19 protein-coding genes are annotated in these 13,105 nt (G+C 56.4%); 6 read left to right on the forward strand and 13 right to left on the reverse strand.

Going from position 1 to position 13,105, the window contains the following annotated elements; all coding sequences use genetic code 11:
• Positions 1 to 15 precede the first annotated feature (15 nt).
• The 3 genes from ASE26_RS29905 (at position 16) to ASE26_RS12195 (ending at position 3,631) form a co-directional block, all read left to right on the forward strand.
• Positions 16 to 2,331, forward strand: a complete 2,316-nt coding sequence (locus ASE26_RS29905; RefSeq protein WP_082507280.1) for a CHASE domain-containing protein — start codon at positions 16 to 18, stop codon at positions 2,329 to 2,331.
• Positions 2,332 to 2,494: 163 nt separating this feature from the next.
• Positions 2,495 to 2,656 (forward strand): Sir2 family NAD-dependent protein deacetylase, encoded by a 162-nt coding sequence (locus ASE26_RS29910; RefSeq protein ID WP_082591348.1) that lies wholly within the window; start codon positions 2,495 to 2,497, stop codon positions 2,654 to 2,656.
• 564 nt (positions 2,657 to 3,220) lie between these two features.
• Positions 3,221 to 3,631 (forward strand): hypothetical protein, encoded by a 411-nt coding sequence (locus ASE26_RS12195; RefSeq protein ID WP_156397977.1) that lies wholly within the window; start codon positions 3,221 to 3,223, stop codon positions 3,629 to 3,631.
• A 292-nt stretch (positions 3,632 to 3,923) separates the two neighbouring features.
• Here ASE26_RS12195 and ASE26_RS12200 read toward each other — a convergent pair whose 3' ends face one another.
• From ASE26_RS12200 to ASE26_RS12215, 4 genes are read right to left on the reverse strand one after another with little or no spacing between them, the layout of a single operon-like run.
• On the reverse strand, positions 3,924 to 4,436 hold the full coding sequence (locus tag ASE26_RS12200; protein ID WP_057246306.1) for a DUF6714 family protein: 513 nt from the start codon (positions 4,434 to 4,436) through the stop codon (positions 3,924 to 3,926).
• A 38-nt stretch (positions 4,437 to 4,474) separates the two neighbouring features.
• Complete coding sequence (locus ASE26_RS12205) at positions 4,475 to 4,711, reverse strand: hypothetical protein (protein ID WP_055930064.1); 237 nt, start codon at positions 4,709 to 4,711, stop codon at positions 4,475 to 4,477.
• Between the two features lie 32 nt (positions 4,712 to 4,743).
• A complete protein-coding gene (locus ASE26_RS12210; RefSeq protein ID WP_057246307.1) occupies positions 4,744 to 5,067 on the reverse strand; it encodes a low molecular weight protein tyrosine phosphatase family protein in 324 nt (107 codons plus the stop codon).
• A complete protein-coding gene (locus tag ASE26_RS12215; protein WP_055930069.1) occupies positions 5,064 to 5,495 on the reverse strand; it encodes a nuclear transport factor 2 family protein in 432 nt (143 codons plus the stop codon). Before ASE26_RS12215 ends, ASE26_RS12210 begins: the two co-directional genes overlap by 4 nt.
• A 141-nt stretch (positions 5,496 to 5,636) precedes the next feature.
• Here ASE26_RS12215 and ASE26_RS12220 point away from each other — a divergent pair, with 141 nt between their 5' ends.
• The 3 genes from ASE26_RS12220 to ASE26_RS12225 are packed head-to-tail and all read left to right on the forward strand — an operon-like array spanning position 5,637 to position 8,245.
• Positions 5,637 to 7,358 carry a ribonucleoside triphosphate reductase gene (locus ASE26_RS12220; RefSeq protein WP_057246308.1) on the forward strand — a complete coding sequence of 574 codons (1,722 nt, stop codon included), beginning with the start codon at positions 5,637 to 5,639 and terminating at the stop codon, positions 7,356 to 7,358.
• Positions 7,359 to 7,368: 10 nt separating this feature from the next.
• A complete protein-coding gene (gene nrdD, locus ASE26_RS31835) occupies positions 7,369 to 7,542 on the forward strand; it encodes an anaerobic ribonucleoside-triphosphate reductase (RefSeq protein WP_156409922.1) in 174 nt (57 codons plus the stop codon).
• On the forward strand, positions 7,535 to 8,245 hold the full coding sequence (locus ASE26_RS12225; RefSeq protein WP_057246309.1) for an anaerobic ribonucleoside-triphosphate reductase activating protein: 711 nt from the start codon (positions 7,535 to 7,537) through the stop codon (positions 8,243 to 8,245). Before nrdD ends, ASE26_RS12225 begins: the two co-directional genes overlap by 8 nt.
• On the opposite strand, the gene ASE26_RS12230 is transcribed toward ASE26_RS12225, so the two are convergent.
• The 9 genes from ASE26_RS12230 to ASE26_RS12270 all read right to left on the reverse strand — a co-directional run bounded on the left by ASE26_RS12230 (position 8,220) and on the right by ASE26_RS12270 (position 13,043).
• Positions 8,220 to 9,122, reverse strand: a complete 903-nt coding sequence (locus ASE26_RS12230; protein ID WP_055930078.1) for an alpha/beta hydrolase fold domain-containing protein — start codon at positions 9,120 to 9,122, stop codon at positions 8,220 to 8,222. The genes ASE26_RS12225 and ASE26_RS12230 overlap by 26 nt on opposite strands.
• Positions 9,123 to 9,219: 97 nt before the next feature.
• On the reverse strand, positions 9,220 to 9,525 hold the full coding sequence (locus ASE26_RS12235) for an NIPSNAP family protein (protein ID WP_055930081.1): 306 nt from the start codon (positions 9,523 to 9,525) through the stop codon (positions 9,220 to 9,222).
• 21 nt (positions 9,526 to 9,546) lie between these two features.
• On the reverse strand, positions 9,547 to 10,041 hold the full coding sequence (locus ASE26_RS12240) for a DUF4184 family protein (protein WP_055930084.1): 495 nt from the start codon (positions 10,039 to 10,041) through the stop codon (positions 9,547 to 9,549).
• 22 nt (positions 10,042 to 10,063) lie between these two features.
• Complete coding sequence (locus ASE26_RS12245; protein ID WP_055930086.1) at positions 10,064 to 10,516, reverse strand: nuclear transport factor 2 family protein; 453 nt, start codon at positions 10,514 to 10,516, stop codon at positions 10,064 to 10,066.
• Positions 10,517 to 10,548: 32 nt separating this feature from the next.
• A complete protein-coding gene (locus ASE26_RS12250; RefSeq protein ID WP_055930089.1) occupies positions 10,549 to 10,911 on the reverse strand; it encodes a hypothetical protein in 363 nt (120 codons plus the stop codon).
• Positions 10,905 to 11,342, reverse strand: coding sequence for a hypothetical protein (locus ASE26_RS12255; RefSeq protein ID WP_057246310.1), 438 nt, complete (start codon positions 11,340 to 11,342; stop codon positions 10,905 to 10,907). The genes ASE26_RS12250 and ASE26_RS12255 overlap by 7 nt, the downstream gene beginning before the upstream one ends.
• Positions 11,339 to 11,761, reverse strand: a complete 423-nt coding sequence (locus ASE26_RS12260; RefSeq protein ID WP_055930093.1) for a hypothetical protein — start codon at positions 11,759 to 11,761, stop codon at positions 11,339 to 11,341. Before ASE26_RS12260 ends, ASE26_RS12255 begins: the two co-directional genes overlap by 4 nt.
• Positions 11,762 to 12,075: 314 nt before the next feature.
• Entirely contained in the window at positions 12,076 to 12,450 is a 375-nt protein-coding gene (locus ASE26_RS30595) for a hypothetical protein (protein ID WP_156409923.1), read from the reverse strand.
• Positions 12,451 to 12,476: 26 nt separating this feature from the next.
• The gene (locus tag ASE26_RS12270) at positions 12,477 to 13,043 is read right to left on the reverse strand and encodes a DUF4240 domain-containing protein (RefSeq protein ID WP_055930099.1); all 567 of its coding nucleotides are present in this window, start codon (positions 13,041 to 13,043) and stop codon (positions 12,477 to 12,479) included.
• Between the last annotated feature and the right edge of the window lie 62 nt (positions 13,044 to 13,105).

Here is a 13,105-nt window from a genome sequence, read left to right on the forward strand (position 1 = left end):
CCCGTCGGAGCAAGCATGCGCATACACGGATACCTGGCCTTTATTGTCGGTATTTGCGTTACCGTGTGGGTCTGCATGTTCGTGGTGAATGTGCAGGACCGCCAGACCAATGAAGCCTTCCAGCGCGATACGCAAAAGATTGCGCGCGACACCCAGCTTCGCCTGCAAACCTATTTCGACATGCTGCTTAGCATTAAGGGGGTGTTTGCGGTCAAGGGCGATGTCTCGCGCGTGGAGTTCAGCCGCTACGTGCGTGAGCTGGACCTCAAGCGCCGCTATCCCGGCTTCCAGGCCATCCAGTTCGTGCGGCGCGTGCCATCCAGCCAACTGGATGTTTATGCGACAAAGATCCGCGCCGACGACAGCCTGCAAAGCGGCGGCTACCCCGACTACAAGGTGCACCCGGCATCGGTGCGGCCGGAGCACTTCCTGATTGAATACAACGAGCCGATGCGGGGCAATGAAAACGCCTTCGGCCTTGATCTTGCCGCGTTGCCTCCGCATTACAAGGCCCTGCAACTGGGCAAGGCGAGCGGCCGCGTGGTGGCCACAGAACGCATCACGCTGGTGCAGGACGCCAGCGGCCAGCCAGGCTTCGTGGCGCGCGCCCCGATCTACCGCCGCGGCGCATCGCTGTTGACGGAACAGGAACGCGATGCGGCACTGACGGGCTTCGTCGCCATTGTTTTCCGCGTCAACGACCTGATGTCGGAAACAATCGATAGCCCGATGCTGCAGCATCTCTACGTCAGCATCAACGATGCGGGCTATCTCAGTGATGGCGGCAACATGCCGCCCACGGTCGATAACCTGATGTTCAACAGCTTCGGAAAACTTGGTTCGGGCGCGCGCTTGCCGGCGCTGCCCGGCCTGTCCGGCAAGATCCCGCTCGATGTCGGAGAGCGGCGTTGGGTGATGGCTTTTGAGGGCCATGCGGGCGAGCGCTACAGCCGTGACATGAGGCTGATTTCCGTTATCGGCTTCGCCGGCTTTGTTATCAGTGCCCTGATCGGCGCGCAGATCATGACGCTGCAACGGCGCCGCGCCCTGGCGCAAAAGCTGCGCATTACGGCTGACGAATTGCGCGCGCTGCAGGATAGCGCCATTGTCGGCATCGGCCTGTTTGTCAACGGCGTGATCGTGCGCTGCAACCGCGGGCTGGAGGAGATGATGGGCTACCAGGCGGGGCAACTGGCCGGACGTTCCTGCAATATGCTGACAGGCGGGCTGAGTGATCCGTTCGCCTGCGTGACCGACAGCACTTCGATGCATTTCGAACTGGAGCTGGCCAGCGCCAATGGCCGGCGCCTGTGGTGCATGGTGAATGGGCGCATGCTGGACGAGAAGGAGCCGCGCAAGGGCTGCGTGTGGGTGATTATCGATATCACGGAGCGCAAACAGACCGAGGCAGCGCTGGTCGACACCAAGCATGGGCTGGAACGCAGCCTGAGCGAGCTGGCGCTGCAAAAGTCCAATGTGGAAATGGCGCACAAGGATTTGTCGGCCGTGCTGTTGACACTGAAGCAGGCGCAGGCCAACCTGATCACGTCGGAAAAAATGGCGTCGCTGGGAGCCCTGGTGGCCGGCATTGCGCATGAGCTGAACACGCCGATCGGCAACAGCCTGCTGACTGCGACGGCCTTGAGCGATATGTGCAAGGAATTCGAGCGCCAGCTCGCCGATGGCGGCATCAAGCGCTCCACGCTCGATACGCACCTGAAGGATGCCCGCATGGCGTGCTCCATCATCACCAATTCCCTGACGCGCGCGGCTGACCTGATCCACTCCTTCAAGCAGGTGGCAGTGGACCAGACTTCCGATAAACGGCGTTCGTTCAACCTGCATGGCGTAGTGCACGACACGCTTGCCACGTATTCGGCCCAACTGCGCCGCGCCAACTGCGAAGTGAAGGTGTGGATGCCGGAGACGCTCACCTTCATGTCCTACCCGGGCAGCATTGGGCAGGTTCTAAGCAACCTTATTCAGAACGCTATCATGCATGCATTCGAGGGACGCGAATCGGGGCACATCACCATCAGCGCCGTTGAAATGGACGATGACAACGTCGAACTGCGCTTCGCCGACGATGGCAATGGCATGAGCGCTCGCACGCTGCGCCAGGTGTACGATCCCTTCTTCACCACCAAGATGGGGCAGGGCGGTTCCGGGCTGGGCATGAATATCGTCTACAACCTTGTCACCGGCGTTTTGCGCGGCACCATCCAGGTTGAATCCGAGGTTGGCAAAGGCACTACCGCGATCATCATCCTGCCGCGCAAAGTTCCCGCCAAAGACGATCTGACGGAAACCGACCTGCTGCACGCGCAGTAGTTGATGAAGTTGTATTAGCTCAAACTTGAAGTTGTATATTTAGGATCCCGAACCAGTGGTAACGTGTTTCCGACATGGCGATTGAAAACGGCCAATAACGGACCTTCAACCATTGGCCCCATCGATTAGAATTTGAAGAACTTTTATATCCAATCCGCCTAATATGAAGCCAGATGTCGTCCCTAATAAGGTAGTGGTCTTTACCGGTTCTGGCACTAGCGCGGAAAGTGGATTACCCACTTTCCGCGATTCGAACGGACTTTGGCGCTCATATTCTTGGGAGGAGGTGGCCAGCCCAGAAGGCTGGAAGGCTTGTCTATTATAAGAACACTGAAGCGTCTGCTTGCTCCTTGATTGTTGGTTTGATCGACGATGATGGAGTAATCAATGTTCAGCCAGTAGAAACATTCAAGTCTGGTTTCGGAACATGCATCGAAAAGAAAGCAAATGCGCAATAAGTACAGTCGCCCCCTTCTGTTGACCGACTGCATGTGGGCGACTTCGACAATCGTGAGGCCGGAAGTAGCCGGCCAGAAGCCGCCGGTCATTCTTTGAATAGGGTGATAAATTGCCGAACGATATAACTTTGACGGAAATTGAAATCGCGTTTGTAGCGAAATTGAAGGCGGCGAAAGTTGCCTTTGCAGGGAAATCAATTCGRCGGCTCGATATCGGCATATTCCCTTGGCATGGGACTATCGAATTATCAGCACTGTGCGTCGGCGACGCTTGCCAGCTTGAGGATATCGGCCCAGCTGGCCGGCCATGAATACATCCGCTTCGCCTGGCTGAGCACAGGCGACTTGATCGCTTCAAACTGCACGCTAAGTTTCTCATTGAAAGCGTAGCCGTCTTTGAATAKGGTGATAAATTGCCGAACGATATAACTTTGACGGAAATTGAAATCGCGTTTGTAGCGAAATTGAAGGCGGCGAAAGTTGCCTTTGCAGGGAAATCAATTCGGCGGCTCGATATCGGCATATTCCCTTGGCATGGGACTATCGAATTATCAGCACTGTGCGTCGGCGACGCTTGCCAGCTTGAGGATATCGCTGGCTGGCCCCATTACAACTTTTCTGCTGTGCAAGAAGGAGGATGGCCTGAAGCTGCTGACGTTTGCGCTCGAATGGAAGCTTGTTGGAAAAGGGGCGTGGCCGCTAACGATTTCTTTGAGCTTTTTGGTGCGGCGATGAACTCTCAACTTGTCCTGGCTCAGTTAGAAGAATTCAATCGCACCGAAGATTTCGGCGTTACCTTGATGAATCCCGACGCAAAAAATTCAAGGAATTACTGCGTCTGAGTCTCGACAATTCAATGNAGAAGAATTCAATCGCACCGAAGATTTCGGCGTTACCTTGATGAATCCCGACGCAAAAAATTCAAGGAATTACTGCGTCTGAGTCTCGACAATTCAATGTCCGCAATGGGCGGAACCCGCCTGTGGTGCCTGCCTAGCTACAAGTCTGAGCGCAACACTTGAGAATCGAGACAGAGTCTGACATCTAGTGTCAGATGGGGGCAGCTTCCCCATTGCGGACGCCCTATAAAGTCTTTGAGGCCGGCTTGAAGCGGGGCCGCCATCTTAGCGCACATCAAACTGCGTTTTGCCAATAACTGGCGAGCGCTTTAAGGGCGTCTGAATGCCTTACGTCATCTTCCAAGCTCGCAGTAAATTTAAGGAAATGAATGACGATTTGCCTTTGGATCTCATTCAGAGCCGAATACTGTGCGATGGCGTATGCACGTAAATCCTCATTCTTAGTCGATGGTAAGAGCGAAGAAATGGTCATTCCAAGCACATCAGTTTCCCAGATTGACCTATGGTGGTTCTTTAAACTGTAACGCATGTATGCGGGCAAATAATAGAGAAATTCTTCGGCTCCCATGTGAGCAAGTAAGCAGTCGCATTCTTCGATCTCTTCATCGGGAATTTCTTGCCAAGTTCTATCTACCCGTTTCTTGCCAGCCCCCGTCCACTCATCCGCAGTAATTTCCCGCGACATTCCATACTTATCGGTTAATTGAAACTGCCGCAATGACGTCTCTGCACGTGCGGTGCCATCAAACGCATCTTCAATGCCTGTGATTAGACTGACCAGGTTCATGTTCACTCAAATATTCTGAAAGATCAGATCGGGTTTGCTCAGGGGAGCAGGTCTTCCACGATCTTCAATGCGGCGCGCTCCGCCTCGGCCTCGGCGGCATGCTGGTCCAATAAGGTAAGGTCCGCCGACACGCGCCGTTTTGGATAGATGTGGGTCATATGCATCGGGTTCGCAGATGGTGCGAAGATGGAAACGTAGGCGCCCCATTGCTTCGTGCCTTCCAGCAGTTCGCCTGTGAACTCGATCTCGTAACCGTCAACGCTTTTGGTGGGCATCCCCATTCTCCGCTTTGCATATGTGAGCAGTATTAGCGCAGGACCTTGCCGGCTTTGAGTTCCAGAAGCCGCACCAACTCCGCTTGCATGTATTCGTAATCGTCTGGAATGTCGAGGCAGATCACACGCTTTCCGTTCAGGTGCGCCCGGAAGTTCCTGGAAAGGCGGTTGCGATGGGCCTTCTCCATCACGAAGATAATGTTTGCCCACGCTATCTGCTCGGTCGACAGCGACACGTCGGCATCATTGCCCAGGCCGGCCGAATCGGTTTCCACGTCAGGCCAGCTTGCGAATACATGCTCCGCCGTCGGGCTGCGCAAGCGGTTTTGTGTGCAGATGAAAAGTGCTCGTTTCATTGAATCCTTGTTACGTGGCTTACTACGATCGTCCAATTTCCTTTAACACGCACTAGCGTATCAGTGAATCGGACATCCAGCGCAAACGGCTTGCCGCCGGAGCGTCCTTTGAGTGAGGTGATGCCCTGGACAACGGCCGCATCGCCATATACGCGTGCCGTCATGCTGTGATTCTCAAAGCGATCGTATTGCGGATCGCCGTCGCGAACTTCCTGGATCGCTTGCGCACGGCTCTGGACTTCGGAGTTCGAACTCACGAGATTGAACTCGGGAGCCAGCAAGCGCTCCAGTGCTGGAATATCCCGTAATCGAAATGCTTCACACGCCGCTTGCGTGAGGGCCATCACTTCCTGCTCCGGCGTGGGCGCCGCCATCGCTGAATGAAAGGCAAGGGCAGCTAAAAGACAAAGCGCGCGAATGAAGGACATGGCTGGTCTCCGGGAATTTTGCAGGAATCTTATCAAATTTAAACCAGGTCAAGGAAATCAAAAAACGGCGGTTCACATTGGTCTTTAACTACATTTAGTGTGTAATATCCATAAAAACACAACATATAGTTATTAAAAACGATGACGCCGATTCGCAAGACAACCGTGGATGTGCAATCCTCGATCGATGAATACCTCCAGCAGCTTGACTGGCGGGTGAATGCCAACGCCAACCAGGGCTATTCCCTGGGCGGCATGATCCTCAATATCTCGGGCAAGATGGTCGCCAATTACTGGCTCGATCACGTCTACCCGCGTGAAGTCGGCGAGGCGCACCGCAATGCCGATATCCACATCCACGACCTCGACATGCTGGCCGGCTACTGCGCCGGCTGGTCGCTGCGTACTTTGCTGAGCGAAGGCCTGAATGGCGTGCCGGGGAAAGTGGAATCGGCGCCGCCGAAGCACTTGTCCAGCGCCGCCGGCCAGATCGTCAACTTCCTCGGTACACTGCAGAACGAATGGGCCGGTGCGCAGGCATTCAGTTCTTTCGACACCTATATGGCGCCTTATGTGCGCAAGGATAAGCTGGGATACGAGCAGGTACTGCAAACCATCCAGGAGCTGATCTACAACCTGAATGTCCCGTCGCGCTGGGGTACGCAAACGCCGTTCACCAACCTGACCTTCGACTGGACCTGTCCGGAAGACCTGCGGGAACAGGTGCCCGTGATCGCCGGCGAAGAAATGCCCTTCACCTACGGCGAGCTGCAAGCCGAGATGGACATGATCAACCGCGCCTATATCGAAGTCATGATGCGCGGCGATGCCAAAGGGCGCGCCTTCACTTTCCCGATCCCGACGTACAACATCACACCGGACTTCGACTGGCACAGCCCTAACGCGGAAATGCTGTTCGAGATGACGGCGCGCTACGGCCTGCCTTATTTCCAGAACTTCGTGAATTCGGAACTCAAGCCGAACATGATCCGCTCCATGTGCTGCCGCCTGCAGCTCGACCTGCGCGAACTGCTCAAGCGCGGCAACGGCTTGTTTGGTTCGGCGGAGCAAACCGGCTCGCTTGGCGTGGTCACATTGAATTGCGCGCGCCTTGGCTACCTTTATGCGGGTGATGAGGCGGCGCTGCTTGGCCGCGTGGACGAACTTCTCGCGCTGGGCAAGACCAGCCTGGAAATCAAGCGCCAGGTGATCCAGCGCCTGATGGACGGTGGCCTGTTCCCCTATACCAAACGCTATCTCGGCACGCTGCGCAACCACTTCTCCACGCTCGGCGTGAACGGTATCAATGAAATGATCCGCAATTTCACCAACGACAGGGAAGACATCACCACCGAAGCCGGCGCTGCGCTGGCCATCCGCCTGCTGGATCATATCCGCGCCCGCATGCTGGAGTTCCAGGAAGTGACCGGCCATATGTACAACCTGGAGGCGACTCCGGCCGAAGGCACAACCTACCGCTTTGCCAAGGAAGACCGAACCCGCATGCCGGCGATCCTCCAGGCCGGCACGAAGGAAATGCCGTACTACACCAACTCTTCGCAGCTCCCCGTTGGCTTTACCGACGATCCATTCGAGGCGCTGGAACGGCAGGACGAACTGCAAAGGAAGTACACCGGCGGCACGGTGCTGCACCTGTACATGACCGAGCAGGTATCCAGCGTCGATGCTTGCCGCCGCCTGGTGCAGCGCGCACTGACGCGCTTCCGCATGCCCTATATCACCATTACGCCGACATTCTCGATCTGCCCAAGACACGGCTACTTGAGCGGCAAGCACGAATTCTGTCCGAAATGCGATGAGGACATCATTGCGCGCAAATCGCGCGAACTTTCACTTAACTGAGGAGATATGCATGACCGCTAACCAACCAGCCCGGGAGATCACGCTCACCAACGCCGAACGCCAACCTTGCGAAATCTGGACGCGCGTGATGGGCTACCACCGTCCATACTCGTCCTTCAACGTCGGCAAGAAGGGCGAATTCAACGAGCGCACTTATTTCGTCGAGCGCAAGAATAATGGCTGACAGGGAGCTCAAGGTTGGCGGCTACGCAAAGTTCACGTCGACCGACTATCCTGGAGAGCTGGCGGCCGTGGTGTTTGTCCAGGGCTGTCCCTGGCGCTGCGGCTACTGCCATAACCCGCACCTGCAGCCTCGCGACGCTGAGCCGGCAATTGCATGGCGTGATTTACTTGCCTTCCTCGCAGGCAGGGCAGGGATGCTGGATGCCGTAGTTTTCTCCGGCGGCGAGCCGACCCTCGATCCTGCGCTGGAAAACGCCATGCGCAGCGTGAAAGGTCTTGGCTTTAAGATCGGCCTGCACACGGCAGGCATCTACCCAGAGCGTTTGAAACAGGTACTGCCTCTGGTGGACTGGGTGGGGTTGGATATCAAGACCGCATTCGATGCCTACGACGAACTGACTGGCGCCAGCGGCAGTGCGCAAGCAGCCCATGCAGCGGCACGCCTGGTGATTGAAAGCGGCGTGCCATACGAATTCAGGACCACGGTGCATCCCAAGTTGACCACACGCCAGCATATTGCCACACTGACGCAACAGGTCTCGGACATGGGATGCGAGACTTATGTGCTGCAGGATTTTCGCTCTGCGGGATGCCGAGTCCAGGGCTTGGTGAATTCCTCCGGCGAGGGCGGGCTGGACGGCGAATTGATCGGGCAGGTGAAATCGAAGTTCCGCCAGTTTATGCTAAGGCGTGCGGACGGCTGATCAGTTTCGTTGAAACGGCCTGTCTCAATATTGTCCCGGCCATGTCCAAGGCATTTTTGCCTTCTGCCAGTTGCGGGTAGTAGTTCGGCCAGAAGTGGAACATCTTCGGCCATATCTCCAGCCGCACCTGGACGTCCGCCAGGGTTGCTGATCGGGCGAGGGCGATCGCGTCATCCAATAGCGTTTCGGTCGCGCCAACGAAAATGGTGAGCGGTGCGATGCCGCGCAGGTCCGCGAAAGCGGGAGAGGCCAGGGGAGTATTCCTCGGCTGGCCGGCAAGGTACTGTGCGGCCAGGAACTGCATGAGCTCCCGGTTCAGCACCGGGTCGCGTTCTGCGTTACGGGTGTAGCTGTCGGCCGAAATGCTCATGTCGGCCCAAGGCGAGAAAAGGACAACGCCTTTCGGCTGGGGCAAGCCAAGTTCCCGCAAGCGCACCAGCATGGCAGCCGCCAGGCCAGCACCCGCACTATCTCCTGCGACTGTAACCTGGCGGCTGCAATCCAGCAGATACTTATACCCGTTGATTGCATCTTCCAGGGCATGAGGGAAGGGGAATTCGGGGGCGAGCCGGTATTCGAGGGCGAGTGTTTTCATTTCCGCGGCGCGCCCCAACTCGCTTACGAAATGGCGATGGCTTGCCAGGGAACCCGAAACGAAACCGCCTCCATGCAGGTAGAGAATGACGCCATCATCACGCGCGGCAGGGGTGGAAGTCCATTCGGCCGGAACGCCATTGGCGATGACGGGCGTTACCTGAACGTCTGGCGCTGTCGGATAGCGCTCGGCCAGCTCATCGCACGCTACCCGGCGCTGCTCAATGCTGAGGTTCGCTGGCCGGGCGCGAAACATGGCCTCCAATTGATCGAGCTCGCTCATAGGCTAGCTTTTAAAAGGTGTCAGACTATACGGTTTAGACGCGGAGCTGAGTCGAGTCAAGGTTAAATTACGCCGACTTGACCAGGCGGGATACTGCCTAAGCGAACACCGGACGGAAGAAGCTTCGTTCATAGCTGACGATACAACGGGTATCTTCGGCATATTTGAAAGCGGCCTGGCACTCCGGGTCCGCCAGAGACTTGATCCTGTATTCCTCATACTTCGCCAGGCTCGGGAAAGAGAACATCGCCAGGGCGACATTGTTCGTGCCTTCCGACGGCAGGAAGTAGCCGTGGTGGGTGCCGCCAAATTTCTCTACTAGCGGAATCCAGACTTTACCGTAACGCTCAAATTCCTTGAGCTTGTACGGGTCGATGATGTAGCGGAGGTAGCAGGTGATCATGGGGCCCCTTTATGGTTGAATTTAATCGTTTGCGCCGCGCAGCTTTCGCATGAGCAGGATCGCTATGCCGATCGCCCCAGCTAGAACGCATGACCAGTGCAAGGTGTCGAGAGGGATCGCCCTCAGGAGTGGATTGGAATCGCTGAGCGGTGCAAAAGGCCGGATATCCGAATGCATGATGCTGTCGAATACGACGTGAGTGTAGCTGCCGAATGCGGCACCCGTTGCTACGCTGGCAGTGCTCAAATCGCGCCAGCCAAACAGATTCGGCAGCCGTAGTCGGTTGGCGCCGGCGCGCACTGCGATAAATAGCGCAATGGCCAGGAAAATGATGAGCGTCGCCCCGATATAGGTATGAAAGAAGCGATGGAGCGGAAACTGCCCGGTACGCATGTAATAGAACGGCTCGATGTCGATCAGGACGTTCGCGGCGCAAAACGCAATGAAGCTGATTCGCTTGGGTGCGATTGCGTGAATTGCGGCCCCTGGGCCAAAGTGAAATGGGGTAATCGGCATTGCGCGGGAACCAATACGAAGCTTATGAAATGATAGGAGTTGCCATCGCCTCCGCCGTGCCCTTGGCGGCAATGCGGTTCAGGGTTCGTTCCAACGCTGCAGTATCGGGATAAATGCGGACGCTGGTTACTCGACCCCAGCGGATTTCGATCAGGTTCACGCCTTCCGCAGTGGTTTTGACGCCGTCGGTGCCGTTGTTTGTTTCGGTCCAAATCGCCTCGACCTGCGTGTGCCATGGCCAACCCGAAACCCTCACCTCGTGAAGCGTGAAGTTGATCCCCTGCAGCAGGCGAAGCAGCCGCTCGTACCAGGCGAGAATCGCTTCGGGAGTCCTGCGTGTTCCTGATAATGCATGTGTGCCGACAAAATAGTGCGTGGCGTGCGGAGCCAGTTCATCGGTTACGGCCTCGATGCGTCCTGCGCTGAGCCCAGCAAATACCTGCGTGATTTTGCGGCGTACGATAGCGTGGTACATAGGCTATTCCTTAGCCAGTTTGAAAGCTGCAATCATGGCGATCCTAACCAGAGAAGGGCTGCGACGGCGAAGAAAACTATCCAGGACAGGTGCCTGCCGCGGGTGAAGCAGAGCGGGAACAGGCCAGATAGCAGAGCAACGATACTGAAGACACGCAGTACCGTTCCGGCCTGCAGCTGATCACCGGATGCAAGCATGACAAGGGCGGCGATACCCCACCAGACCAAGGTGAGGAGGTGCCAGACAAATCTCAACGTTCCCGTTGTGAAGTCGGTTCCACCGAAAAGCGTGGGCAGGTTATCGCGTTTGAAGAGGCGAATGAGGATGTAGCGCTCGCCGAGATACGAGTGGGCGACGCCGGTGATGAAAAGCAGAATTGCGGCGATGGTCAGCATTTCCTGGCCCGTGGCGCGTGCCCGCGCAGGATTTCGAGCCGGTTCGATGGAGCGTCAGGCGCGAGGAAGTCGGGAATAGTAAATTCGTCGCGTGCGGGCCTGGTCAGGAAAGTGACAGGCCACTCCGTAACTCGCTCTTCGCGGCAATGGACATACTCGCCCGGCTCGGGTTCGTCGATGTACTCGCGCTGGAGGACCAAGGCAAGGGGGGCTTCTGTCCCGGGATTTTGGTCGGCAAACTCCTTCGCCTCTTCGAACGTTTCGAAGGCGTAGTAGTAATCGCTTCCGTCATCTTCGTCAGGCGCACCGCGCACCGGATGACACCATACGCGGTATTCGAGGACAGCGTCCCACACGTAGCCGCCGCCAGACTTCGCGGAGGCCGGGTACTCGCCGACTTTTAGCGGATCAAGGACGTCGGGGTATTTCATCGGTTAGGTGCAGGTGCAATGGCTGGTTGAAAGACTCGCTTTCGGCGAGCGATAAAGAACACAATCGCCCCACCGGACAAGAATGCCCAGAGCTTTTGTTCAAACAATATCAGGACAAGCGCAACTGGTCCATCTATGAAGGCTGCGGTGAACAAGACGCAAACTACGTTCGCCAGCAGGTGAATATAGGGTGCTTCAGGCAGGCGCTCGCCAGCCCACATCGTCAGCAAAGCACCGGCAACGCCGAAGAGGAAGGAACACAGCAGGATTGATAATCCTAATTTCAGCATCGAACCGTTGCCTGTACTGAGGGCAATGTCGAGATAGACGGACATCAGTCCAGAGCCGAACAACCACGCCAGACCGGACAAGACGCCGATGACGACTATAAGTCCCACCTTCAGTTTCGTGTTTTCCATGTTCCCTGACTAATCGGTCCACATTGGCAGACCTGGTTTTGGAACGCCTGCTACCAGAAGATGCCGATGCTTGCGGCAGAAAAGTTCCTGATACCAGCCGTAATGCGGGTCGTTGCAGATCGAAGCTTCAATAGTATCGGGTAGAGCGCTCGTTGGCGTCGTAAGGTCTTTGGTCAAATGTCCGAAAACAGAACCTTTGTCAGGCCAATCCGTAACAGCCGGTTTTTCGGTCAAGGAGTTGCCGCTGGCGAGTTCCCTAGCCAGGATCGCTGCCAGGTCTTCACAGAAAAGTGTCGAGGATCTCAATTTAACTCCTAACACTGGATGCCGACGTCTTTTGCCCTGTGGTAGGCAAGCCATGCGATGAAAAATGATACCGCGCTGAAGAGCAAGAGGAACCATTCGGGTTCGCGGGAACGCAGCGACGCGTAGATCCCATATCCGCTGAAAAGCGCTCCAAACAGAAGCCACATCACGACGCCGCTAGGCAGATTTTTTCGATCCGTCCCGATGCCGTATAGTTTTTTTCCTCGCTGGTTCATTTCGTGCACGTCGGCCGCTTCTTTGGCACAACGGTCGGAACAAGCGATAGCGACTCCTGCATCAACCACGCAGGTCCGACAGACCGCTTTGCCGCAGGCCTTGCAGACGCCGACCGAATTGGAACCTGAATGTTCAAAGCATTCCATTTGAAATCACTCCTGGTATCTTTACTTTAGCGTGCCGAAACGCCGAGCGGGCTGTTGGCCCGGAGGCCAAGGGTCGTGTATCGAGCGGGGGAAAACGCTTTGCCTTGCGCATGCGCGCATGCGCAAGTATCTTCCTCTTCCCATCGGGTGCCTTCAACCTCTCGCCCATTGGGGAGGTCGTGTTCGGGGAAGTCTTCGGAAGGTTTGCCGGTCTTCTCTTCCCAGGCCTCGGATGCAAGGTACTGGTAGCCCTCAACCTGGCAATCGTCGTCATGCTCTTCCACGAATTCGGCGAGCGAATCGGCATTGGCCATTGCTGATTCGTATACTTTCTCGCCGCGCGAAATCAGCCAGCCGCGGAAGTCCATGAAGCCATCGTCCGAGCAGCCGCCGCCAATGATGTAGGCGGCGCCCCAGAGATCCCAGTGATAGGCACGCGCATGGTATGCGCTCAAGTGGTAGTCGAAGGAGACGATTTCGTCCGGCGAAAGCTCACGCAGGAGTTCACCAAGAGTCCCGAGTTGCTCATACGGATCGCCGCCGGCAGCATTGCGCGATTTGTCGATGATGCTCCAAAAGCCTGCTTTATCCATGGTGATTCCGTTTGCGTCAAAAGAAATATTGCGAATATACAATTAGCAGTATGACATTGAAC

This window comes from Duganella sp. Root198D2 (genome assembly GCF_001428585.1).
GTDB lineage: Bacteria > Pseudomonadota > Gammaproteobacteria > Burkholderiales > Burkholderiaceae_D > Rugamonas.